We start from the raw sequence: 20613 nt of genomic DNA, 5'->3' as shown, positions 1-20613 counted from the left end.
CTTTAAATCTTACCTTTCTTTTCTACTGACGCGCTACGCTTGTCCAACCGCTCACAGGGAATGAAAGAAACCCCCATTCATTCCCTGTGAGCGGTTCCTGCTCTGTTATCGGCGATGAATGTTGCCACTTTTGGTATCGACTGAACCCGATACTGGCCCACAAGCAACGTTCCCGTTTTTGGTAGTGATATCGCCTGTAACGTTCTGAGCACTAACGTTCCCGTTCTTCGTACTTATCGAACCGGCATTACCATTAATTGTCACATCGCCGCTCTCAGTTTCCAGTACGCCAATATCACCGTTGATAGTCACATGGATCGGCTGCATGATTTCACCAACATTAATCTGCTGCCCATCGGCATACATTACGCCACCAGCAATGCGGATGTTATTTCCATATACTTCGATTTGTTTACCACCAAAACTAATGCTTACTTTTGAAACCATAAACACTCCTCCAGATAGAGTTGAATTAGAAAAAATGTCCAACCCATTTCAGTAGAGAGGGGAAAACAGGGAAAGACATAAACCACAGCGCTGCGCACATAGACAAAAACGAAACAAAATAAGATATTTTTGTCCAGTAGGTGAAGACCACCAGTGCTCTGCGTCCTCTTCCCGTGAAAACATGCCTGAGCAGAGTTACCAGTGTAGCAATGGTAAGAAAAGCAACTTCCGGCAGGGAGAACATGGTTAAGCCGAGAAGCAACATGTCGGCCTTTGTGTCATAGAACAACATCTTAGCCTGTTTAGGATCAACATCGATCAGCGTTCCGTATGTAGGTCTATCAAGAATTGAGGCTTCTGTATCGCTCTGTATGAGGTTTTTAAGTCCCTCCCTACCCATTACAGCCAAATCGCTTGTGATGTACTCTATGAGGCGCATATGCGCCTTATCTTCGGTTCCGGGAACATTTACCATCAATGCAGTAATATCTGGCTTCTCACGGTTTCGGATCACCGTCACCCAGTTGGTATTGTATGGGGCTATGTTTGAGGCCATCAGGTAAACGCGCAGGTCATCACTGCGCGTAATGGCCTGACTCCCTAATACTGATACCACAATCATCACTACCAAAGTGCCCCAATATCCGCAGAATAACCATTTCGATATGCGTCGCGACATAACATTTCCCTTGTCAATATACTCGCCGTTTTTGTCTGCTTCTCTTCTCATGCTTTAACTTCATATGCTTTAGTTCGCGAGGTTTAGACACTTGTGAACATGGCTTTCTTGAGATGCAAGTGATCAGTTCCTTTTCCACCAATACGAAAATAAACCATTTGGTGAAAAAATACGTTTTATCTCCATGATTTTTCTCGTATGTTTCAACAAACCGCAAAAAAGATTTCAAGTCGTTATCGTATTGTGCTGTATTACTATCAAGCTGTTCAGCCTTTGATAACTCGTAAATGAGTCCGTTATTTCCCATGTATCCACGTTCCGCCCAGCGAAGCATTGCGTGGTGTGTCACATTGATTTCTGTCGGATTAAACATACTCCCTCCGCCCCAGTCTAAAGTCCCATAAACGGGATATGCCTGAAAACAGGCTATCACCGACAAACAGGGGGTCGAATAGGTAGTGGGTAAAAAACAAATGATTTCGGGCGATAAAAAACCCGCGTTTGCGGGCTTCTTGAGACGTTGCGTAATTTACTGTTCGAGCTTCTCTTCCAGTTCTTCTTTAATGTCATCAACAGTGCAAACAAACGTGTCCCAGCAAACGCCGTGGTTCGCGTCATGGCAAGAGATTGCCCGAGACAAAGCCTGCACTGCAAGCTTATCGTCAATCTTCTCATTGCGTTGGAGCGCCATAGCTTCTTTGACATCATCTGCGTCCCAGATGATTGCACCAATTGGCTCATCGGGGTTTCTGCACATCAGGCGCTCGATAACTTCGTTAACCGTTCCGTACATTGTAACTCCTTAATTTCAGGTTATGGGCGACGACGGCGTTTGTACTGGCTCGGTTCGGGTGCTGAAGGCTTGGGCACTGGTTTTTTACCGTCTTAGGTTTTGCGTTCATCTGGGCTGTTACATCACCACTTGCTGATTTGTGTAGTGTGATCTCGGTTTCCTCCCCTGCTTCATCGACGTTTAAAATTGCAAAACCATTCATTTCTAGCATTACTATCAGACGGGAATGCCCGCCTGCTACTGTGATGCCAATGGCCGTAAGCGCATCGTTGATTTTCTGGTTAAGATTGTTGCTGGACATTGGCACTTCCTTAACGTTGTTTTGTTGATGATTTTAGTATCGCACAGCAGACAGGGAGACCAAACAGGCATCACTGGTTTAATCAGAGCGAATGATGAAGAATTTTCTGAGAAAGATTTTCCGCACAGTTCATAGCGTTCCAGAAGAAAGCAAACCGACAAAACTGCCTCAGCACCCTCGATTTCAAAGTGGGGTAAGTTCCATTCCGGGAAACGCAAAATGGTACGCAGAAGAAGGAAAGTTACGTTTTGACAAGGTAATGTCGCTGGCGAAAAGCGTGGATAACCCCGGCAGGGAAACCTTGATCAGAGCGCTTATCCGGCCTATTCAAGCTGATTACCTTCTCGCGGTTGCAACTGAGGGACAGGATGCGCGAGAATTTCTTGATGAACGATTCTTTTTCTTTTCAGATTTCATTCACTACTTCGATGTCAGCATGGCTCAAAGTAAGGGGGATTTTTCCAGTGACTACACCGTATTTCTGGCAAAAGACATTATTCTTCCTTGCCCGTGGAGTGAAAACCGGTACAAGAATGCACTGAGCATCGGCACGCACGCAGGTAATCCGTGGGTCAGTGATGATAACCACAAAATTGATGTTTGGCTTCCGTGGAAGATAGGCTTTGTAGGTGGTGGAAACCACTCATTAATGCCGGGGATACTCTGGGGGGAAGGTGAATTAAAAGCCTACAGGGTCACGGATGCCTCCTCTGTATTTGATCTCGTATCTACAGATGGGCTTCACTGGTATGCGGGTGATAAAGTCATAGAGGCAGTAAAAGATTACAGAGTCGCGGCCATTTATGAGATTGGCCGGTTGATCCTGTAGAGACAAAAAGCCCCGCGAATTCAGGGCTTGCATGTCATTTAGGCAGCAGAATGAAGGCTTTTGGAAAGATAAAAGCGTTTTTGTTGTGTTATTTTTTTACAACTGTTCCACAGCATGGACAGGCTTTATCACTACACCCTCGCATGAAGATGGCAAACAAAATCCGCCTCAACTTTTTCCAGATGAGCAGGCGTGAGAAAGAAAGGCCAGCGGCAAAACAACTTCCATAGCCAATTGCGGGATTTGTCAGGGCGGTATAGTAGTCAGTGCCGATCATACCTTCAACATCTGGCTCAGATATCAGGAAGGTAGTCAGTGACAGATACTGGTAACGAAGCAGGTGTGCAATGAACGTTCCGAATATGAACACCAGAACGGTCGTCGTTAACTGGATGATCACAAATCGGTTGAAACCGTAGCGCAGCTCCATGAATACAGCGAACGCGAGGGAAAAAGAAAAGGCAAGTTCAAGAGGAACTGGCTTTTGCAGTGGTGCGAGATAGGCCGTCAACTCATGATAAAAAAGGATGACGCCCAGCATATTTAAAGCCACCAGCCCAAAGTCACGCCAAGACTTTTGAAATGAAAATGCATTCACTTACATACGTTCCGGTTAGTTACTAATTGAATTGATGATAATTTCCGGCTCATGATCGAGTGGAATCATATGACCAAAGCCATTCAGCAGCACCACGCGCCCTGCCATAACAGTTGCATGAGTACGCCACCCTTCCCCGCCATTCTCGCCCCACCGTGCAATACCCGCAGTATCCATTTCTTCTTCGCTGGCGAAGAATGTCACGCCGGGAAGCTTTTCAGGGGAGAGTGTTACCGTTGAATCAGCCAGAACACAAATCCCGTTTTGCGTCATGAAATACATGCTACGTTCAGCCTTATGTTCACTGTTGATAACTACACCAGAAGGCAAAAGCGTAGATGTCTTGAGCGTAACACACGCCAGCGAGCTAACTTTCTGACAGCCTGCGATTAAAAGTATTTTGGCATCTGTAGCGGCATACATCCCCAGTAATGATGACAATACATTAGCTTGTTCGGGAAGTTCTACGGTGATAATGCTTCTGTCTTCGAACGCCTCAACCTCAACGGGAGTGTTAAGCATAATCTCCTTCAAGATAACGCTACCCGGTGACTCTGGGTCTATCCATGAGGCTTGGACACTCGATTCGGTAAGCGCAGCTACCCAGTCAGCGGGGGCTTTTCCATTAAACGTAAAGGTGACAGATGTGGTAATTTTAGATGACATACATGTTTCCCGTTTTATCTGAACGCAATGCCCGGAGCAATTCACGCGACTGGGCTATCCGTTCGTTAAGGGTAATATTGGCTGCTTTGCATGTTTTAAACTTAGTAGCAGGGATGGTTATTATCGCTTTTAACTTGTCATCGCTGAAAGTATTGATATCGGCAATTTCAAACAATGTTGCCGCAAGGTTCCTGCGAAATACTGGCAGTGACTGGCGCTTATTTGAGAGATCACGAAGAGCGAACTCAAGGGACGAAAGCAGAAGGGAAACCACCCTGCATTTGGGGAGCGCCAGAAGGTCAAGATTGTCTGAGTTTGATTTGCGGTTAGCCACGGATTATCCCTCTCGTTTAATTGTTGAGGAGATTATCTCATGCGGAAAGATTCACCCGAAATTCCCCCTTCCCCCTTCCCCCTTCCCTCGACGCTCCGTGAAATTTGCGGGATTTCGCCCCGAAATTCAAGGTGAATATTAATTTAAAACATATAGTTACGTGTGCCTTATCAAGTGGGGGAGTGTTTTGTCAGAAACAAAAAAGCCCTGTAAAACAGGGCTTGATTTGTCAACGTATCGGGGATGCTACCATGCGTCGCAAAGCCTCACTACTCATATTGATTAATGATAGCCCGAATAGCCTCGTCAATTTTTTCCTGCGCCTCTTTGCTGATTCGACTGAACTCGTAGATAACTTTTCGTTCTTTACTGTTCGTTTTTTTCCGTGCATATGCGCGGCTGTCATCGTATTTTTTCAGCGACTCAACAACAGGTTTGTTTGCCGCAGGCTTAACCGTCAGTGTTGCGATAGATTTGTCGAAAAGCTTAATGACCTCATTCTTATAGTCGTCAGGTAACAGATTCGTTTCTGATCGCAGAATTTCGGCCTCTTTTCCCACATCGGCCACCAGCGCATCAAGTTCCAGTTTTTTCTTTTCAGCCACTTCAGCCACGGTGAGCAACTTTTTGTAATCGGGGTACGTCAGTTCTGACTGAACCGGGAACACAGAAAGCAGCATTTCAGGTACTGATGCGGCCTGAATTGCACGCGTGACTTTCGTCGGTGAAATGCGTTCCTGTTCAGCTATTTCCTTCTGACTTAGGCCACTGTCACGCAATGCCATCAGACGCATCCCGACTTCACGGATGTTGTGTTCTTTGGCTGTCTGAATATCGGCAGCGAGTTGGCGGGCATCGTCCGCGCTAATATCGCTTTTGGTGAACATAACTCGCAGGCCAACACCGCAAATGAGTGCGGCAGCACGACGACGTGAACCATCAAGGATCTCAACGCGCTCCCCGACCTGACGACCGATCACCGGAAAAAACTGCTGCAATGGCAGTGTGCGGGTGATGTCTGCCAGTGATTCTGCGCTGAGCGCCTTCTGATCTCGTCCGTTGATACTCTGGTCAACATAGGTGCGGCTTTCGACGAATTCAGCAGGGATCACTTCAACGTGAAATGTAACTTTATGGCCCGAGGCAAGAGTGAAACGCTGGCTACTCTCAGCCGACGTTACTGTGGGTTTGCCGGAAAGAGGTGATTCAGCAAAAGTCCGGCCCAGAACAGCACGTTCTTTTTTCTGTATCATGCCGCACCTCTCAACAATTCAATACGGTCAAACACCGCACGGGAAAAATCCTCTGCGGCAACACGCGCTGTTCTCAGTGCTTCTGGGCTACCGGCATAAGATTGTGGGTTGGCACTAATAGCTGTATCAAATGACTCCCCACAACGCTCAAACCCTTCCAGACGAGGAAGAACAGCATCGAGCATATCGCCACCGAAAACGTCTTTGGCGAAACTGTGCGTCTGTTTATGGTCTGATTTATTGATGATTTTCGACATAAACCCGACATTAGCAATGATGTTGCTTTGCAGCCCCGAATCTTCAATAAGCTGAACCAGCTCAGGTAAACGCGTCAGATACTTGAGCGTGGAGTGGAAGTCCACTTGCGGAGGTGGAACCGGTGTCATCAGCATGTCACTAGCGGCGATGGAATTGATAAGGAATGGGTCAAGATGAGGCCCGGTATCAACAAAGATGAAGTCGTAATCGTTACTGATTTTGTCAATGATATTCTCGCGCAGAACGTTGTTCTCGTTCATCCCCGGCAAGTGCTGATCACATAACTGTGTCCAGCGGGAGGCAATGAACGCATCCTCGATAGAGGCGGGAATAATATCGACACCCGGAACGATGGAAGGCTTCACGAAATCTTCCAGAATCTCTTTACGGGTAAGGTCTTTGTTCAACATGGCCTGTGCGCTGGAGTTATTTACGAGGCCAATACTGTGATGGTGATTGAGGAACATCGTAGACGAAGCCTGCGGATCAAGGTCAATCACCAGAATGCGCAGGTCTTCATGCAGTAAGGACGGATGCGCACGCATACCGTGGGCCATCGTAACGGTAGAAACCGTTTTGGATACACCCCCTTTCAGATTGACAACGAAGATTACGAAAGCCTTTCCGCGTTTTTCTCGGTAGGTTTTGATACCACGATGCTTGTAGATATCAATGATGTTCTGAATGGTCATAGCGTACTGGGTAGAGGTGCCACCCTGACGCTTACCAAACTGATATCCGGCAGCTTCCATTTCCTCAACAGCGGCATCAACGGCCCGCTTACTCAGGTGCGGTAGTTTTGATACTGCTGACTTGGAATAGGTTTTGTAAAACTCGGTTTGCTCAAATTCTTCACGCTTCGACTGGATCTGCTCTGTCAGCCAGTTGAGCATAATATTTGCGCGATGTCCGGTTTCAAGTAGTCGGTCAAAATTATCTGACATAAATACACCCCTTGTTATCGTTTTTTGGAACTATACCAGAATTTCTAGTACAAGGTAGTGATTTCGATAACAGTTATTCAAAGTGTATTTAGACATCATCACAGTGTTCTTTGACTGTCATTTGAATGTCGTTTGAAAGCATTTCGGCTACATGAATATTCGACAAAAACAAAAAAGCAACCCACAGGTTGCTGATTCTTATGTTTTTTAATTGCACAATTACGTTAATTGTTTTGTTTTTTATATCAACACTCTGGCAAGGATAAAATCGACGTTTGCGCCCTGCTCTCTTGCCATGATCATTGCTATATAACGTAAGCAGCCATCAAGGACGGCCAGCCGTAAATCACCGCCAACAAAAATGGGTCTGACGGTTACAGGTCTAACAGCAAGTGGATTGACGATATACGACCTCACGAGATTTAAGTCGTATTCTTCGCTGATGACACGCAAGTTCGGATAATCCGGCAGGATGTATAGCAGCTCCACAGGCATAGCCTGTGCACCGTCCTCGCGTTCTATACTCGGCAAAGGCTCAAGGCCGTAACTGGCGCGTGACGAGTTAATCAAGCCCACCAGCCCGGACAGCGTATAGAAAGGTGCGTCCGGTTGTTTAAGGATGTCCTGCAACCATCCATCTTTAAAGGCTGCGCGACTTCCTTCAAGAATTGCGTTTATATGGATCGACATGCAAGTACCTCAATAGAATGCTTTCTGGGTGAATAAATAATAATGACCGGCAACATCAAACATGCAAAGGTTTTCCTCAATCCAACGTTCAACCTCGTGCCGTGATGCACGCTGGTATTTACGTACAACCTGTAATCCATTGACTACGCGCCGGATGTGATACGGATCGTTAATCAGCGCATTAATATTGCTGGCCGGACGATTTGTTTTCAGCCGGGCTATCGATTTTTTATACTGCTCCTCTTCAAAAGCCACTACCCGCGAGCGTGCAACGACTTTTGCCTCTGGAGACAAATCTTGATAATGAAGTAATGAACTAGAAATAGTCATAGCCACCCCTTAAATGAATCGTTCAAAAAAAATGTTCTTGCAACTACTGCGGGGTTAAAACAACCCACACCGCTGTGACCATCTCGCCGAAACGAAACATGTTTGTATTTTACCAGAGGTGAAGGATTACCGAAGGAAACGAGTTGATATAGACTTACTTCATTGCACACAGAAAAGAGGCCATGATGAGAGTAAAAAACCTGTATCTTCTGCTTGTCCTTTCAGGCACAGCCTTTGCTGATGAATTGCCGGTCAGAGCGGCAAATGCCGTGCCTGAGCGCCAGATTAATAATTATGTATCGGCAATCATGAGGGCCATACAAAGTGAGTTTTACGAAGCGAGTAAGTACAAAGGAAAAGAATGCGATCTGAACCTGAAAATAGGCAGGGATGGAAACGTACTGGACGCAACCGTTGAACGGGGAGACAAGGAACTTTGCCAGAGGGCGCTAAACGCGGTTAGCTATGCCAAACTGCCTAAACCACCTTCTGATGAGGTATGGAACCGGGTTAAAAAAGTAACGCTGGCATTCAAACCATAATCTTGCAGTGTGGCAGCGCCAGCGGCAAGGCAGCACGACAGAGGTCAATCTCCTGAGACGAAGACGTTTCGAGCACGTAGTCCAGCTCGTTGAGAAACTCATACATGCTGTCACACCAGCGCCAGTCAGTACGAACAGTGGCTATCCAAAATGCTGACCACCAGCGTGTAAGCATAGCTCTGATCTCCCACTCGGTAATCCCCGCGCCTTCCATCTCATCACGCCAGACTTGTAGCCATGACTTATGGTTTCCCGGCAGACAAAACTGCAACGCTATCCAAGCATTGCATTTTGCATTTTCAGCGGCCAGCATTTTCTCTCGTTTTTTCTGTTCTTCCCGACGCTCACTACGTGCAAGGCTAATCTGCTCCCGGTGATCGCGGCGCTGAATCTGCCTGCCTGACGATGCCGGGAAGATGGTAATCAGCACGGACTTAGACAGCGGGAGTATCCATTGCTCCCCACGGCTCTCAATCATAATGTCGATAGCCTTAATGTAGTCTGTTTTGGTAGAGCCGCCCCGAACGGAGGGATCGTAAGCAGAGTCCACCAGCCGGATATCACGGGAAGAAATAATGCTTTGCCCGGATAGCTCACGAAAGAATGCTTTCGCATACGGAAATTCAGGCAGTGAACGTCCGGCACTCATGCGGGCTTCAACTTTTGCGATGGCAGCCATTGCGCACTGCTGGCGCATATCCAGTGGTACAAGAGCGGTACAGGCCATTAACTTATATCCGACTGACGAGAACCCGCAGAGGCGGTTGCAAGGTTCCCATGACCGGAACGCGAAAGAAGTGGCAGGAACGCAACATCGAATTCAATGCCAATGCGAATGTTCACCGACACTTCCACAGAGACAGATTTTGTGACAAAACGGCCAGCGCAAAGATATCCCAATTCCTGACGGAACACCTTTGTGCTGTTATGAGAGTTCTGCTGACCATCAATGTACCAGCCAAGATCGGCTGGCACGTAGAGGTTCAGTCCATCCCACTCTGAAATAAAACAGCGCCCTTTTATCCCGTAGGTATTAACCGGGTCATAGAAGAACGGAAAGACTTTCTGAACGTATGTGTCTGTGCGCGGGTCTATGAATGCGAGAAACAGGCCGAATGGAGCCGTTTTGAGAAGCTCGCTTGCTTCAAAGCGTGGCAGAGTTTCGCTCTTCTGCGGATAAAATAGTTTGATGTTATTACACATTGGCTGAGCCTCCCGTTTCTGCGGGCTGTCGGGTACGCTTAGGCGTGCTTTCGAGTTGATTCAGATCAGCGTCATAAATAACGCATTCACCGCTTGCCGACTCATGGCGACCGATGAGGCTATATCCGAAATCCTGCAAATCCTTGTAATGGTGCGCCGCAATGTTGTGGGAATAGTTAACACCCCAGTCTTTACCATTACGGTCTTCAAAACGCTTGGCGCGATAGTGTTTTTTTAGGAACTGATAATGCTCTTCTGGAGTAACCATGATGCCCCCCGGCGATGTGTTAAGTAAGAAGATTATCCCATAGAGGGAAAGGGGGCCGAATAGCTGGAGGGCAGGGGAAGGCTTTAAAAAACGAGGCTCTCCAATTCTGACACGGTGCGAACAGGTTCAATCGCCAGTTGCAACGAATTATCGTTGTAACCATACCAAGGAGTTGCTGTTGGTGTTACGTAGTAGTCAGGTTTTCCCTCAAACCAAACGATATGCTCAATAATGCCGGTGGCGCAATAAATATGGTAGGTTCCGAAGCAGTGGACGCGATCGCCAATTTTAAATTTTGTTTCCGTGCCGACTGGGGGGCGTTGAGCCAACTGCAAACGGTCTGCTGTATACCAGTAATCGCCGTTATACATTGGATCATCTGAAGACGTCACTTTGTAGTAAATTGTCCCGTCCCTTACTTCTAATGCAGTGACGGCTTTCAACCCTTCACAGCGGCCCCGGCACCCTTCTGTCCGGTAACAGAATACTAAACTTCCGACTTCAATTTGATTGTTCATGGTGCCTCTTTACCCCCGGATTTTACTCCGGCATTGCGTCAATTCACTTGATTATCTCATAACGAAATGAAGTGCCGAATAGTTATAAAACAGACAAAAGGTCAGTCATCGTGGCGGGTAAAGTATTATGTCTTCAACCTCGCCTAACCGAGCCTGATAGCTTTCGGAGAGGTCTTTGCCAAGCCGGTCATCACCCAAGCCATTATCAATTAGCCATGCACGATGAGTAGATATGGCACTACGCACGGCAACTGTTTGGGCATGATCCAATACAACACCGTTAATAACTATGCTTGGCTCTTTATCTACAAACATGTTTACTCCTTCTTTAATCTTCAAATTGGCGCACATACTCCGAACAATCCCAGTGCGTGCAACCGTCAAAATCATACGAGTTTAATTGCCAGTGAATTTTGCCACACCCCGGACAATTCCAACGAACTTTCCCGGTACTGTTATTTTTACGACGACGCTGACGTTTCAGCCACTCAGGCATTTTCAACCCCTTGGCCTGAATCATTGTACGCCTGTCTAGAAGACGTAGGGCGAACGTGCGACGTTTCACTGCATCCGCCCGGTCAAACGGAATCCAGACAATATCTTCGCGACTCAGATCTGGTTTGTCGTAAATTGTCGCGTTATGAAAATCAGTCACGGGTATATACCCATCACACAACCAGTACAGATCATTGCCATCCCATTGGTCTTTAGCAAAGCCAACATAACGGGTGCAGCCATCGACAAGCGTTGTCGTAGCCGGTACATGCTGGCAGTCCACATGAAAGACGGATAGGGCGCTTACCCAGTATTGTGACACGGGAACATCAAACTCACGGGCTGAATCCCAGAATCTCTGGGCTTCTTCTTTTGAAAAGACCGCAGCCTTATCAATATCGGTAGTGTATCCAGCACCATCAGTACAATGAAATGCCATGTTGCTTCCCACAGTATCGCGAATACATGCCATGAAAAATTTATTATTGTTCATATCTGTTCCTGAATGAGTAATTGGCTTCTCAATTCATTGTCTCACGCGGATATTTGAGGCCGAAATTTGCGGGATTTCGCCCCGAAATTTTATGCAATATTTATTTTGTTTCAATGACTTATTGTTTGGTTTTCTGCGGGGCGCTGGATTTTTCCCGTAGGGAATTAGCACCCTAAAGGGGTGGCGGTCGCTGATGTGTTCCGGGGATTGGTTGCCCCCCTGAAAATGTGGTAGTAGCCGCTCCGTGACCGGGCTAAAGGCAAAAAAAGGGGAATGGGTTGATGTCTCCCATTCCCTCTGAACGATCAGCGCCGGTGGGCGCGTGTCGTTGTCTCATGCCAGAGGTTATCACTCTGGCGATGAGAACTGCGGTTGCCCGCAAATCGCTACGCTCTTTCTACCCCAAAGTCACAGGTGACGATCACTAGTAGCGTCTTTCCCGGCGATAGTAAGTGACACCCCCACCGACGATGACAATCAGGACAAATACAAGAAACTGGAATCCACCGCTGCCGTAAATGGGTCTGTACTGGTCTGAAAGGATTTCTCTGGATGCGCCAACTAATGAACCGTATTGAACCTCATCAGCCATAGCATCCAAGATAGGTAGCGCTCCTATCCATGTCATAGCAACCGCAAATGTGACAACAATGGTCGTAGGAAACACCGGAAAGCTGGAGTAATAATAATGGCTGCTGTTCTGTTTTACGTAGTAAAAAATGATGGCAGCAGCGCCACCCCCCCAAATCAATATTGAAAGGAAGATAGTCCAACCCCAACTCACGCTGTTAAAAAAATCATCCATAGATTTTCTCCTTATAAAATCAACAATTAAAGCTACATCAATCACTTAGAGATAGTTTGTTAATGCAAGCATCATGCGCAAAAACAGTAGGGCCAGAATGGTCAGCATAAATAGAGCCATCTTCCCGCTGCCTCTCGTTTCCTACTCGGGACAAAAAGCACTCTGACATGTGTTTACCGCAAATCTCACATGGGCCGAAACGCTCACTGCTGTCACCAGTGGATTTAGTTATGCGTAACTTACGGCCTGTTAACTTGCTCGGTATCATTATCATTTTCCTTGGGAATACTTGTAAATGATTTGTTGTCAGCGCTACTTATAACAATTCAGAAAGAGACATGATTGGGCGGTGGCTCTCAACAGTCGCCGGTTTTAGCCAGCTTTGTTCAAATCTGGATCTTCTATCGCTTCAATATGGGCTTCGCCGCGATAGTCTTTACTCCACCCAATCCACACAGAAGGCTCACCATTTGTGGATAATTCTCGGTTGCCGTACATCGAATCGACATCATGCGGAACCGTTTTGCAAGTTTTCACGAGGTCAGGTGATGCAACCATATTAGTGAACATAGTTTCATAGCCAGCGACCAGAACTACAGCTTCGGGATCGGCTTTCTGGAGTAGATCGATAAGCTCTTTAACTTTCATATTCAGCTTTATCCTCTTCTGCTATCGCATCATCAATTTGAAGAAGGAGACTCGCAAATCTGTCCTCCAGTTCACGACGTAGCGCTCCAAGCGCACGTTTGCGAGTGGAATACAAAAGGGTTCCACCCTGCGATGAGTGGCGGCGTGTTTCAGGTGAACCATCACCCGTTCCATGAGAGTTACGTTCAGACCATGCCGCGTATACAGCCGGGCTATAGCTGCTGATTGACCCCATTGAGAACACGCGGCTGACGTTAAAATCAAAGCCAGCCACCAGCCCGGTATCGGAAGATTTGGCATCAAGATCGGTGCTGGTGGGATAATCGCTAAAACGGAGTGAACGATAACTTCTTGCTTTATCAAAGGCGGCCTGTTCTTTTTTGGTCATTGCCATGATGGTTGTGCTCCATTTTTCTTGTTCTGTTATGAACAGACTAACATGGGGCAGGGGAGGCTCGAAGGAGGAGCGCAGGGATAATTTGATGGTTGAGGGGTTAGCTAGCGGCGTTTTACTCACTATAATATCGCGGGATTTCGCCCCGAAATCCTCACATATAGATTATGTAATTCATGTGGTTAGACATGATTTAATAGTTGGGGAGCCTTGTCGGACACTCCCGGAGATAACGCAGACCAGAGCGCTTAACTCGAAAAAAAGGTCGCAGTATGCGACCTGATGAACAAGAATTCCGCCGTCAAATTTTGACGTACCGGTTAAGATCGGCACGCGTAACCGTGTAAAGGTACTGCCAACCTTCGCCGTGACCGCGCCGGTAGTCCAGCTCAGGCACACAGGCATATGCGGTATTACGCTGGAGAAAGTGTGCCAGCTCATGTGCCACCAGCGCTTTAACGTGATTTAATCGGTTTAGCGAAATGAAATCTCCGATAATCGAGGATTTGCTGACATGCCGGTATTCCCAGAACGTGAACCCAAAGAAGTCTGATGGTGTGTTATACAGATAGCCCGGCGAGATCGTAATCCCTTTTTTCCCACCCCACGAAGATTTGGTGTGCCATCGTGTTTTAACAACCGGATCAGGGCCGGTATAACCGTGACTCGCTCTGAATTGCGCCAGCAGGTATCCGGCATAAAACGTCACCAACGCTTCGACGTTCTCTATTTTTTTAGCGCCGAATGACGTGACTACTCTCTCCCGCGCTTCAATCGCACCGTTAGTCTTGCGGGGTAGGGCTGGTGGATTGATCAGGTCGCAAACGTCGATGCGGAAACAGTCTTCAAAGTCGCCTTCCGGCGTATCGAGATGAACCACCAGCTCTTCCGGTTTTCCGTATTTCTCCAGTAGGACGTCAAGGTTCCGTACCTCACGACAATCAATAAAGTCATCCGCACCGGGTATATCCAGCCAGAGAAAGCTACCAGTAGGCACTGTACGAAATTGCCTGACATTCTGGATAATGGCTTGTCTAACGGTCATAAATCATCAATCCTTTATCTTCATGGTGGCTACGGCTTCTTTCCCGGCATCCGTCAGACAGACCGGGTAATAGGTGGATAGAATCTTTAACCCCGGATGAGAATATTCCACCAACCCAAGACGTACCAGTACCGGGATAGACGGTGCTGCTATGTCATCAGTACCGAATGTGCTCCTGATTCGTGGTCTACATTCCAATGCCTTTTTCCTATCCCCGCGAAGCGTGTAACGTGTGCCGCTGGATAAACGGCGCAGCGTGTAGATTTGGGCGTTAGTCAGTCTTTTCATTAAACGCACTTTAACCTCATTTTCTGCGTACTTACACCAACCTGCGTAGACGAAAATGGCTTCCGGCTGATGCGCACGACTGCACTCACGTTCTTCGCGTTTTTCTTCACTATCGTCTTTGCAATGCTCAATAATAGCTTTCTCGATGGCTTCATCACGGCTAATAGCAACAACGTGATAATCGGCGTAGCCCGTGTGGTCGCTCAAAATGACGGTGTATCGCTTCATCATTTTTCCTCTATCCTGAATTTAATGCCGTTATCGGCGCAGGCGTTTGTAACTGCACGGACTGCGTTCTGTGTCCCGTCAACGAACCCATTGCAGTAGTCTTTGCTACCACCTGACATGTGCTCGACAGCGCCAAAATCGCAGTCCGTTAACTTTACGGACAATACTTTGTCGCTTAAAAGTCGGATACCATCTTCGGCCATCTTCTTATAGTGGTCACGGGACTGGATAACCTGCGAATGGCTTTCACTCAGAGACGCTATTTCGGCCTCAAGGTCAAGAATGCGCCTTTGCTGAACATTCCACGCTAGCGCCGCATTTTCGCATTCTTCCGGGTCAGTTTCGCCGCAGTGCGGACAGGAACAATCCCCATAATCGCCGCTGTCTGCTATTGGCTCTCCGCCATAACATTCATTACTTGGATAAACGTTACCGCAGCCCTGACACTCAACGAGATAATAGCCCCCAGAGTTGTTGTCCACGACGTAACGATGCGTCCCGCTGTTGTGCTGGTTTCGCTGTTCAAAGTCCCTCTGCTGGGATTCTGCTGTCATAAACACCTCACTAAAATTTCCATATTAGATTAATGACCATTAAATCATTGCGTTTGTAGAGGCCGAAGAGTTTGGCCCACAAAAAAGGCCGCAATATGCGGCCCGGATAAAAATGTTTTCCCTTTACTTGTTATCATCAACGTCACCCGCAGGGGAGGGGACACAGATCGCTTTAAACCCATCGTATGGATCATTCTTTGGGGAATAAATCTTAGTAATGGCATTTGAACATTCAGCCAGACTAGAGTAGCCGTGGATTTTCTGGGAAGTGACGCCTTCCTTTAAACCGAGAGCCATGATAAGAACCAATGTGTACATATTACTTCCCTCGTACCGGTTGTTCGTCAACACCCGATGCTTTTTGCGCCCGGCGGTGACGTAACGCTTCGCTGAACACGTCAATGAATACGGTCAGATACATAAAGTGACTGCCATAAAAAACACCCCCCGTAAAAACGAGGGGTGAGGTGTTATTGTTGCTCTTCAACGGCACCTTCTTCGGTGTCTTCTTCCTGCTCACTCGGCTCTGCGTTCTGGCTCGCTTCGTACTGCTCCAGAACGGCCAGCAGCATACGGGCAGCGTCTGCCGGGATGTTGATGCTAACTGCGTCAGGGTCTGCGATATCGTCAGTTTTCACACGCTCAATCTGAGAGCGGATCTGGTTACTGGCTGGCAGCAGAGAGGTGAACGTTTCACGGATAACCTTCGGTTTCACCGACACTTTTTTAGACTTAACAAAACGGGCTGTTACCTTCGTTTTACCCGCTTTCTGGGCTTCTTCCAGTGACGCCAGCAACTCTTTATACACGTCGCGTTCAGTGCCTTTGCACTCCACCAGCAGGTTGATAGCCACATCAGCAGATACTTTGTCTTCACGCACCAGCTCTTTAACATTTTCTTCTGCATCGACCAGAATCAGTGAGCGGCGTACTGTTTGCACATTATTGCCAGAACCAGCCGCAATATCTTCGATGCTCAGGTTCCATCCACGCAGACGGCGGAAGCCTTCGGCTCGTTCGATAGGTTTAAGCGCCAGCCCCTGTGCGCTTTTGAGCATTTCAAATACTTCATCCGCTGAGTTACCAGTGTATTCTTCAATCGGCACCGCAGGAATGTTTGCGCCTTCATTGATCGCAGCCATCAGACCAGCAAAACGGTGATGGCCGTCGATGATTTTCAGTCGCGTAACACCGTTGAGGATGACAACTTTAACCAGAATGGCCGGAACACGAGCACCGCGCATCCACATACCTTTGAACATCTCAGCCTGTTCGATGTTCAGGTCGCGCAGGTTAAAGCCAGACTCAACGTACAGCCATGAAGGAGAAACTTTGTACCCGTTGTTACGACCCACATCAGCTTCATCGAACTGGATGCTGCTGTTCTCTTTCTTCACTTTAGTGAGAAGGTCGCTAATCTGACGAAGAGAAGCCGGTTTCTTTTCCATTGCAGCGATAGTGCTAGCAAGATCACCAATAACAGAGTTGTCCTGAGACTTAGCAAAAATTTCCTGTACGTTGATATCGCTCATGTGTCGTGCCCCCGTTGAGATAAAATGTGTTTTGTGTGTGCTGCTGTATTTCTAGTAAACCACGCTGCCGCCAGAGGCCGAATAGCGAAACGCGAAAAAAAGTGTTTTTTTTAAGAAAAAATCCATCAACCCAGTAATACCTCGTCATCAGGGTAGGGGGGAAGTCTAAAAAAAGACCAAAAAAAGACCACAACCCATAGGGATGTAGTCTCATTTGTGCGGAAGCCGGTTTCAACGTGCGTTAAAGTTGTCTTTCGTTACCCCTGAATTTTCAGCCCGACTTCGGTCAGCATTTCACGAACCTGATGGGCACTTACGCATTCCGTGCCTTCGCCGTCCTGCCACGTATGCGGCATTGAAAGCACTGGCACACCTGCAAACATGTCTTCCACCAGCATCAGCAACTGAGGGCCAGTCAGCGGTGTGCCGGGCTTAACGATACCTGCTTTCACCGCAGCGTTCCCGATGGCTTCTGCCAACTGGTTGCGCTGGTGAATGGCATCTTCTAACGAAATATTCTCCCCCATACTTCTCTCCTGAAAATCGCACCAATCAACAGGGCAGGTTACAATCACCTGCACATATAGCTAACAGCCGCAACCACATCAGTCGGTATAACTCATGTGTTCTACAGGTTATAAGACAATATGCAAAACTGTTATAAGCAGTAAAGCAGCCATGAATATTGCGGCCCATTCGCTCATCAATAGCCCGTTCTCTTTATCCATAACCACCTCAGTCAGTACACGTTACACCGTCGTAATCAGCAAGACATCCATCAGCAGGGCTGCGCTTCATTCATCGCCTTCTACGTAAAAATCACGCTGATGACCGTTTTTCGCAAGCATACGGTCAATCAACCGGATATGCTTCGACCAGATGTGATCCGATTCATCTTCTCCGCAACCTATCATCGAGGCGCAATCATCGGTCAACTTCTTTATCGCTTCAAGCTGTGCCGGGGTGACTTCAATTTTCATTGTCAGCACCACTGTTTAACAATTTTTTTCCGGCATGGGTGAAAAACAGCCCCGCATCATCGTCAGCGTAAGAGCAGAATCCTGCGTTCATAATGAACGGCATACCGCAGTCATCAGCCTGACAGTCACCTGTACAGTTCGGCTCAATTTTGGCAACGTGTTTCCCGTTATAACCAGAAAGAGAGTCGAGATTTGAATAAAACTGCCCGCCAGCGTTAACGAACTCTTCCACCGCTGCTTGTAGCTTCTTCCACGCTTTTAACTGTGCCGGGGTCAGTTCCACCAGCTCATCAGCAGTTTTCATAATTCTCCCGGAGATAATTAGATTCGTTTTAAAAACCACCGCTCAGGTGACTGCTAAAGTCGGTTGGCTGATGAAACTCATGCTTTGGACTGAATGCGTTGTCCATGATGTCGATTCTGCAACCGTCAGACGAGAGATAAGGGATGTGACTCAGTGCCGTGATACCGTCTACAGTCCGGCAACCCCATCCATTGTAAGTTTTACGGGCGCTACGAGGCGACTGACGGCGGTTTGATACTGCCTGCTGATATTCCTTTGAGGTCAGCGCGGCCAGCTCGCAGATCAACTCCCGCAGCTCGCGCTCATCATCAACAACTTTAGGTAGCTGAGCAACGACGCGCTTAGGGGCGTAAACGTTGCCATGCCACACAAGCTGGTGGCCTGTGTGCTGATAGCTGAACAGCCACTCAGACTCCTGCCCCTCTTCCCAGAAGCACAGGAGCAGCGAACCGTCAGAAGTCAGACCTTCTTCCAGCGTCAACTCAAAGCCGCGCTTCTTTGCCATATCAAATGTTTTTTTGCTGATAGTGAACATGGTGCAGCTCCTGTACCGTAAAATTGTTTAATCGCTAAAACAATTTTCTCACATCACAGGTGAAGCCGAAATTTAGAGAAGGGAAATGGCCTTTTATGACTTAATTAACCATTTATTGAGTCGTTTACTTCCCAGCAGTCGAACCACTGTGCGTAACTCCGTTTCGTCATGGATTATCTCGGGCATGGATTTAACAAGAATACTTTTCGCATAAACATTTCCATGCCATACCAGCCCACTATCATCAAAGCGGTAACTGAAAATCCACTCAGACTCTTCCCCGCGCTCCCAGAAGCAAAGCAGGGTAGAACCGTCATCAGTGCAGCCGTTCTCGACCGTCAGCTCCAGCCCGCGACGATGAGCCATATCAAATGTTGTTTTCCCGACAGTAAACATGGCTCACCCCCATCAATCTTTTTGCTTTGTGGCGTCCTGTGCGCTATCCATCATGGTATGAATTGCGTCGGTCAGCTCAAGGCTTTTGCCCGTGGTGTATGTCGGCCACGGCATAAACGGTTTGCTCGACATCCCCAGAAGAACAAAACCCTGCGGGCAGCGCCATTCAGTAGGCTGCTTTTTATCCGCGAGATTAACGGCCATCATTTCGCTTTCACATTCCACGTCATTGATTTTTATCATCTGACTGACAAAGCCGAAATTGAGCACGCCGGTATTGTGTGGAGAAACAAACAGCAGGCTGTTCGCGAATATAAAGGTGAGGGTTGCCCCGCAAATCGAAATAAGACCAGAGGCAAAGGCCCGTTTGTTCAGGAAAGACCAGCCATAAATCCCAATCAGCAACAGACCGCCAGCAAGGCCAGCCCATTGCGTTATCAGCGAGACATTTTCACTCACAGAATCCTGGAACATCGTAATATACAACGGGCTTAGCAGCAGACATACTGCGCCAGCCGTAACCAGCGTGGTTGACGCGCCCGGTCTGAGCACACGACTATCATCCAAATTGTCGAACTTATCTTTCAGTGTCGTAACCATCAGATACATCAGATACACCATGATCACTAAGCAACTCAGCATATACAGCATGAAAACCGCGCCCTCATCATCCCATTAGAATAAACAATAATTTTAACAACAATGTATTCAAATTTCGCCATCAGCCATCTACAGACCGAATGACTTCAAAACATGGAATAGCATCAGACTTTTCTTTCAAACACGCCTCATAGAACCTGTCGCGCTGTTCAATGCTCTTTCGAAAGATAACATCAATATCAGGCACATTCAGCTTGCGTGCTGCTTCTGCGTTATACTTCCTCATACGCTCCAGAATCGTCGTTACGGCCTTGTCGGGATATTCCCGATCAGCAACCACAGCATCATGTACGGAGCGCTTAAAATCGGATACAAGAGCGATCCACCCACTATCCTTCACCACGGCCACCGGCAAGCGGTGATGTTCGAGTATTTTCTCTACGCGTAACTCGACATCATTTTTACCGTTTAGAGATGCCCAGTCGATCTTTGAGCCGATAAACGCCGACTGCACAGAGAAGGTAGCCACCAGCGCCAGCACCATCACTTTGCCTGATCTGTTTAGTCGAGATAGGACAAACCACAGGAATGCTAAAGACGGGAGCACCATAAGGATGCCTTCAAGCGAAAACATAGCCACTTCCTTACCAGAGTACGAAGACA

General features: G+C 47.5%; 34 protein-coding genes. 2 read left to right on the top strand and 32 right to left on the bottom strand.

The genetic code is table 11. The features are described 5' to 3' along the window. Positions 1-105: 105 nt before the first annotated feature. The 5 genes from ACSIPU_RS23850 to ACSIPU_RS23830 form a co-directional block, all read right to left on the bottom strand. Positions 106-447, bottom strand: a complete 342-nt coding sequence (locus ACSIPU_RS23850) for a hypothetical protein (protein ID WP_348851433.1) — start codon at positions 445-447, stop codon at positions 106-108. A 25-nt stretch (positions 448-472) separates the two neighbouring features. Further along, positions 473-1177 (bottom strand): hypothetical protein, encoded by a 705-nt coding sequence (locus ACSIPU_RS23845; RefSeq protein ID WP_348851434.1) that lies wholly within the window; start codon positions 1175-1177, stop codon positions 473-475. Beyond that, on the bottom strand, positions 1140-1499 hold the full coding sequence (locus ACSIPU_RS23840; RefSeq protein WP_348851435.1) for a hypothetical protein: 360 nt from the start codon (positions 1497-1499) through the stop codon (positions 1140-1142). The genes ACSIPU_RS23845 and ACSIPU_RS23840 overlap by 38 nt, the downstream gene beginning before the upstream one ends. Positions 1500-1655: 156 nt before the next feature. Continuing rightward, a complete protein-coding gene (locus tag ACSIPU_RS23835) occupies positions 1656-1919 on the bottom strand; it encodes a hypothetical protein (RefSeq protein ID WP_348851436.1) in 264 nt (87 codons plus the stop codon). Next, on the bottom strand, positions 1903-2220 hold the full coding sequence (locus tag ACSIPU_RS23830) for a hypothetical protein (protein WP_435322380.1): 318 nt from the start codon (positions 2218-2220) through the stop codon (positions 1903-1905). The genes ACSIPU_RS23835 and ACSIPU_RS23830 overlap by 17 nt, the downstream gene beginning before the upstream one ends. Positions 2221-2311: 91 nt before the next feature. Between ACSIPU_RS23830 and ACSIPU_RS23825 the strand changes: the two genes are divergently transcribed. After that, the gene (locus ACSIPU_RS23825) at positions 2312-3049 is read left to right on the top strand and encodes a DUF6710 family protein (protein WP_348851438.1); all 738 of its coding nucleotides are present in this window, start codon (positions 2312-2314) and stop codon (positions 3047-3049) included. 88 nt (positions 3050-3137) lie between these two features. On the opposite strand, the gene ACSIPU_RS23820 is transcribed toward ACSIPU_RS23825, so the two are convergent. From ACSIPU_RS23820 to ACSIPU_RS23790, 7 genes are all read right to left on the bottom strand, one after another. Beyond that, positions 3138-3647, bottom strand: a complete 510-nt coding sequence (locus ACSIPU_RS23820; RefSeq protein ID WP_348851439.1) for a hypothetical protein — start codon at positions 3645-3647, stop codon at positions 3138-3140. A 15-nt stretch (positions 3648-3662) separates the two neighbouring features. Continuing rightward, positions 3663-4313: a hypothetical protein gene (locus ACSIPU_RS23815; protein WP_348851440.1), complete on the bottom strand. Its 651-nt coding sequence runs from the start codon at positions 4311-4313 to the stop codon at positions 3663-3665. Continuing rightward, positions 4303-4647: a hypothetical protein gene (locus tag ACSIPU_RS23810; RefSeq protein WP_348851441.1), complete on the bottom strand. Its 345-nt coding sequence runs from the start codon at positions 4645-4647 to the stop codon at positions 4303-4305. Before ACSIPU_RS23810 ends, ACSIPU_RS23815 begins: the two co-directional genes overlap by 11 nt. Positions 4648-4916: 269 nt before the next feature. After that, positions 4917-5900: a ParB family protein gene (locus ACSIPU_RS23805; protein ID WP_348851442.1), complete on the bottom strand. Its 984-nt coding sequence runs from the start codon at positions 5898-5900 to the stop codon at positions 4917-4919. Beyond that, positions 5897-7102, bottom strand: coding sequence for an AAA family ATPase (locus ACSIPU_RS23800; protein ID WP_435322378.1), 1206 nt, complete (start codon positions 7100-7102; stop codon positions 5897-5899). Before ACSIPU_RS23800 ends, ACSIPU_RS23805 begins: the two co-directional genes overlap by 4 nt. 240 nt (positions 7103-7342) lie before the next feature. Then, positions 7343-7792, bottom strand: a complete 450-nt coding sequence (locus ACSIPU_RS23795; RefSeq protein WP_435322377.1) for a hypothetical protein — start codon at positions 7790-7792, stop codon at positions 7343-7345. Positions 7793-7801: 9 nt separating this feature from the next. After that, on the bottom strand, positions 7802-8122 hold the full coding sequence (locus tag ACSIPU_RS23790; RefSeq protein WP_348851445.1) for a hypothetical protein: 321 nt from the start codon (positions 8120-8122) through the stop codon (positions 7802-7804). 182 nt (positions 8123-8304) lie between these two features. Between ACSIPU_RS23790 and tolA the strand changes: the two genes are divergently transcribed. Then, on the top strand, positions 8305-8664 hold the full coding sequence (gene tolA, locus ACSIPU_RS23785; protein ID WP_348851446.1) for a cell envelope integrity protein TolA: 360 nt from the start codon (positions 8305-8307) through the stop codon (positions 8662-8664). On the opposite strand, the gene ACSIPU_RS23780 is transcribed toward tolA, so the two are convergent. The 20 genes from ACSIPU_RS23780 to ACSIPU_RS23685 all read right to left on the bottom strand — a co-directional run bounded on the left by ACSIPU_RS23780 (position 8654) and on the right by ACSIPU_RS23685 (position 20584). Then, positions 8654-9391, bottom strand: a complete 738-nt coding sequence (locus ACSIPU_RS23780; protein WP_435322376.1) for a plasmid SOS inhibition protein A — start codon at positions 9389-9391, stop codon at positions 8654-8656. The genes tolA and ACSIPU_RS23780 overlap by 11 nt on opposite strands. Then, positions 9391-9867 (bottom strand): hypothetical protein, encoded by a 477-nt coding sequence (locus tag ACSIPU_RS23775; protein WP_435322375.1) that lies wholly within the window; start codon positions 9865-9867, stop codon positions 9391-9393. Before ACSIPU_RS23775 ends, ACSIPU_RS23780 begins: the two co-directional genes overlap by 1 nt. Beyond that, on the bottom strand, positions 9860-10135 hold the full coding sequence (locus tag ACSIPU_RS23770; RefSeq protein WP_435322374.1) for a hypothetical protein: 276 nt from the start codon (positions 10133-10135) through the stop codon (positions 9860-9862). Before ACSIPU_RS23770 ends, ACSIPU_RS23775 begins: the two co-directional genes overlap by 8 nt. A gap of 83 nt (positions 10136-10218) precedes the next feature. Beyond that, positions 10219-10653: a hypothetical protein gene (locus ACSIPU_RS23765; protein ID WP_435322373.1), complete on the bottom strand. Its 435-nt coding sequence runs from the start codon at positions 10651-10653 to the stop codon at positions 10219-10221. 105 nt (positions 10654-10758) lie between these two features. Then, positions 10759-10968 (bottom strand): hypothetical protein, encoded by a 210-nt coding sequence (locus ACSIPU_RS23760; protein ID WP_435322372.1) that lies wholly within the window; start codon positions 10966-10968, stop codon positions 10759-10761. Between the two features lie 13 nt (positions 10969-10981). Next, entirely contained in the window at positions 10982-11641 is a 660-nt protein-coding gene (locus ACSIPU_RS23755; protein ID WP_435322371.1) for a hypothetical protein, read from the bottom strand. Between the two features lie 424 nt (positions 11642-12065). Further along, positions 12066-12446, bottom strand: coding sequence for a hypothetical protein (locus tag ACSIPU_RS23750; RefSeq protein ID WP_348851453.1), 381 nt, complete (start codon positions 12444-12446; stop codon positions 12066-12068). 372 nt (positions 12447-12818) lie between these two features. Continuing rightward, a complete protein-coding gene (locus ACSIPU_RS23745; protein WP_348851454.1) occupies positions 12819-13094 on the bottom strand; it encodes a hypothetical protein in 276 nt (91 codons plus the stop codon). Continuing rightward, positions 13084-13611: a hypothetical protein gene (locus ACSIPU_RS23740; RefSeq protein WP_435322370.1), complete on the bottom strand. Its 528-nt coding sequence runs from the start codon at positions 13609-13611 to the stop codon at positions 13084-13086. The genes ACSIPU_RS23745 and ACSIPU_RS23740 overlap by 11 nt, the downstream gene beginning before the upstream one ends. A 178-nt stretch (positions 13612-13789) precedes the next feature. Then, positions 13790-14533: a hypothetical protein gene (locus ACSIPU_RS23735; protein ID WP_348851456.1), complete on the bottom strand. Its 744-nt coding sequence runs from the start codon at positions 14531-14533 to the stop codon at positions 13790-13792. 6 nt (positions 14534-14539) lie between these two features. Beyond that, complete coding sequence (locus ACSIPU_RS23730) at positions 14540-15052, bottom strand: hypothetical protein (RefSeq protein WP_348851457.1); 513 nt, start codon at positions 15050-15052, stop codon at positions 14540-14542. After that, complete coding sequence (locus ACSIPU_RS23725) at positions 15049-15603, bottom strand: hypothetical protein (RefSeq protein ID WP_348851458.1); 555 nt, start codon at positions 15601-15603, stop codon at positions 15049-15051. Before ACSIPU_RS23725 ends, ACSIPU_RS23730 begins: the two co-directional genes overlap by 4 nt. Positions 15604-16073: 470 nt before the next feature. Next, on the bottom strand, positions 16074-17135 hold the full coding sequence (locus ACSIPU_RS23720; protein WP_348851459.1) for a hypothetical protein: 1062 nt from the start codon (positions 17133-17135) through the stop codon (positions 16074-16076). A gap of 257 nt (positions 17136-17392) precedes the next feature. Next, on the bottom strand, positions 17393-17662 hold the full coding sequence (locus tag ACSIPU_RS23715) for a hypothetical protein (protein ID WP_348851460.1): 270 nt from the start codon (positions 17660-17662) through the stop codon (positions 17393-17395). 267 nt (positions 17663-17929) lie between these two features. Then, positions 17930-18115: a hypothetical protein gene (locus ACSIPU_RS23710; RefSeq protein WP_348851461.1), complete on the bottom strand. Its 186-nt coding sequence runs from the start codon at positions 18113-18115 to the stop codon at positions 17930-17932. Then, on the bottom strand, positions 18105-18419 hold the full coding sequence (locus tag ACSIPU_RS23705; RefSeq protein ID WP_348851462.1) for a hypothetical protein: 315 nt from the start codon (positions 18417-18419) through the stop codon (positions 18105-18107). The genes ACSIPU_RS23710 and ACSIPU_RS23705 overlap by 11 nt, the downstream gene beginning before the upstream one ends. A gap of 28 nt (positions 18420-18447) precedes the next feature. Continuing rightward, entirely contained in the window at positions 18448-18954 is a 507-nt protein-coding gene (locus ACSIPU_RS23700) for a hypothetical protein (protein WP_348851463.1), read from the bottom strand. A gap of 93 nt (positions 18955-19047) precedes the next feature. Beyond that, entirely contained in the window at positions 19048-19350 is a 303-nt protein-coding gene (locus tag ACSIPU_RS23695) for a hypothetical protein (RefSeq protein ID WP_435322367.1), read from the bottom strand. 12 nt (positions 19351-19362) lie between these two features. Next, positions 19363-19959 carry a hypothetical protein gene (locus ACSIPU_RS23690; RefSeq protein WP_348851465.1) on the bottom strand — a complete coding sequence of 199 codons (597 nt, stop codon included), beginning with the start codon at positions 19957-19959 and terminating at the stop codon, positions 19363-19365. 112 nt (positions 19960-20071) lie between these two features. Further along, a complete protein-coding gene (locus ACSIPU_RS23685) occupies positions 20072-20584 on the bottom strand; it encodes a hypothetical protein (protein ID WP_435322365.1) in 513 nt (170 codons plus the stop codon). Positions 20585-20613 lie beyond the last annotated feature (29 nt).

The sequence above is a fragment of the Klebsiella sp. HN106 genome (assembly GCF_051209435.1).
In the GTDB taxonomy this organism is placed as follows: domain Bacteria; phylum Pseudomonadota; class Gammaproteobacteria; order Enterobacterales; family Enterobacteriaceae; genus Klebsiella; species Klebsiella oxytoca.
Note: the sequence above shows the minus strand (reverse complement) of the source record. Positions and strands in the feature narration are given on the sequence as shown.

Excerpts from the sequence above, each read along its gene's own strand:
- ACSIPU_RS23825 (WP_348851438.1), top strand. The coding sequence starts at position 2,312 with ATGATGAAGAATTTTCTGAGAAAGATTTTCCGCACAGTTCATAGCGTT.
- ACSIPU_RS23805 (WP_348851442.1), bottom strand. The coding sequence starts at position 5,900 with ATGATACAGAAAAAAGAACGTGCTGTTCTGGGCCGGACTTTTGCTGAA.
- tolA (WP_348851446.1), top strand. The coding sequence starts at position 8,305 with ATGATGAGAGTAAAAAACCTGTATCTTCTGCTTGTCCTTTCAGGCACA.
- ACSIPU_RS23790 (WP_348851445.1), bottom strand. The coding sequence starts at position 8,122 with ATGACTATTTCTAGTTCATTACTTCATTATCAAGATTTGTCTCCAGAG.
- ACSIPU_RS23695 (WP_435322367.1), bottom strand. The coding sequence starts at position 19,350 with ATGTTTACTGTCGGGAAAACAACATTTGATATGGCTCATCGTCGCGGG.
- ACSIPU_RS23685 (WP_435322365.1), bottom strand. The coding sequence starts at position 20,584 with ATGTTTTCGCTTGAAGGCATCCTTATGGTGCTCCCGTCTTTAGCATTC.
- ACSIPU_RS23755 (WP_435322371.1), bottom strand. The coding sequence starts at position 11,641 with ATGAACAATAATAAATTTTTCATGGCATGTATTCGCGATACTGTGGGA.
- ACSIPU_RS23830 (WP_435322380.1), bottom strand. The coding sequence starts at position 2,220 with ATGTCCAGCAACAATCTTAACCAGAAAATCAACGATGCGCTTACGGCC.
- ACSIPU_RS23710 (WP_348851461.1), bottom strand. The coding sequence starts at position 18,115 with ATGAAAATTGAAGTCACCCCGGCACAGCTTGAAGCGATAAAGAAGTTG.
- ACSIPU_RS23795 (WP_435322377.1), bottom strand. The coding sequence starts at position 7,792 with ATGTCGATCCATATAAACGCAATTCTTGAAGGAAGTCGCGCAGCCTTT.
- ACSIPU_RS23730 (WP_348851457.1), bottom strand. The coding sequence starts at position 15,052 with ATGATGAAGCGATACACCGTCATTTTGAGCGACCACACGGGCTACGCC.
- ACSIPU_RS23735 (WP_348851456.1), bottom strand. The coding sequence starts at position 14,533 with ATGACCGTTAGACAAGCCATTATCCAGAATGTCAGGCAATTTCGTACA.
- ACSIPU_RS23780 (WP_435322376.1), bottom strand. The coding sequence starts at position 9,391 with ATGGCCTGTACCGCTCTTGTACCACTGGATATGCGCCAGCAGTGCGCA.
- ACSIPU_RS23750 (WP_348851453.1), bottom strand. The coding sequence starts at position 12,446 with ATGGATGATTTTTTTAACAGCGTGAGTTGGGGTTGGACTATCTTCCTT.
- ACSIPU_RS23715 (WP_348851460.1), bottom strand. The coding sequence starts at position 17,662 with ATGGGGGAGAATATTTCGTTAGAAGATGCCATTCACCAGCGCAACCAG.
- ACSIPU_RS23840 (WP_348851435.1), bottom strand. The coding sequence starts at position 1,499 with ATGTTTAATCCGACAGAAATCAATGTGACACACCACGCAATGCTTCGC.
- ACSIPU_RS23815 (WP_348851440.1), bottom strand. The coding sequence starts at position 4,313 with ATGTCATCTAAAATTACCACATCTGTCACCTTTACGTTTAATGGAAAA.
- ACSIPU_RS23765 (WP_435322373.1), bottom strand. The coding sequence starts at position 10,653 with ATGAACAATCAAATTGAAGTCGGAAGTTTAGTATTCTGTTACCGGACA.
- ACSIPU_RS23725 (WP_348851458.1), bottom strand. The coding sequence starts at position 15,603 with ATGACAGCAGAATCCCAGCAGAGGGACTTTGAACAGCGAAACCAGCAC.
- ACSIPU_RS23800 (WP_435322378.1), bottom strand. The coding sequence starts at position 7,102 with ATGTCAGATAATTTTGACCGACTACTTGAAACCGGACATCGCGCAAAT.
- ACSIPU_RS23845 (WP_348851434.1), bottom strand. The coding sequence starts at position 1,177 with ATGAGAAGAGAAGCAGACAAAAACGGCGAGTATATTGACAAGGGAAAT.
- ACSIPU_RS23760 (WP_435322372.1), bottom strand. The coding sequence starts at position 10,968 with ATGTTTGTAGATAAAGAGCCAAGCATAGTTATTAACGGTGTTGTATTG.
- ACSIPU_RS23720 (WP_348851459.1), bottom strand. The coding sequence starts at position 17,135 with ATGAGCGATATCAACGTACAGGAAATTTTTGCTAAGTCTCAGGACAAC.
- ACSIPU_RS23850 (WP_348851433.1), bottom strand. The coding sequence starts at position 447 with ATGGTTTCAAAAGTAAGCATTAGTTTTGGTGGTAAACAAATCGAAGTA.
- ACSIPU_RS23690 (WP_348851465.1), bottom strand. The coding sequence starts at position 19,959 with ATGTATCTGATGGTTACGACACTGAAAGATAAGTTCGACAATTTGGAT.
- ACSIPU_RS23835 (WP_348851436.1), bottom strand. The coding sequence starts at position 1,919 with ATGTACGGAACGGTTAACGAAGTTATCGAGCGCCTGATGTGCAGAAAC.
- ACSIPU_RS23745 (WP_348851454.1), bottom strand. The coding sequence starts at position 13,094 with ATGAAAGTTAAAGAGCTTATCGATCTACTCCAGAAAGCCGATCCCGAA.
- ACSIPU_RS23705 (WP_348851462.1), bottom strand. The coding sequence starts at position 18,419 with ATGAAAACTGCTGATGAGCTGGTGGAACTGACCCCGGCACAGTTAAAA.
- ACSIPU_RS23775 (WP_435322375.1), bottom strand. The coding sequence starts at position 9,867 with ATGTGTAATAACATCAAACTATTTTATCCGCAGAAGAGCGAAACTCTG.
- ACSIPU_RS23700 (WP_348851463.1), bottom strand. The coding sequence starts at position 18,954 with ATGTTCACTATCAGCAAAAAAACATTTGATATGGCAAAGAAGCGCGGC.
- ACSIPU_RS23770 (WP_435322374.1), bottom strand. The coding sequence starts at position 10,135 with ATGGTTACTCCAGAAGAGCATTATCAGTTCCTAAAAAAACACTATCGC.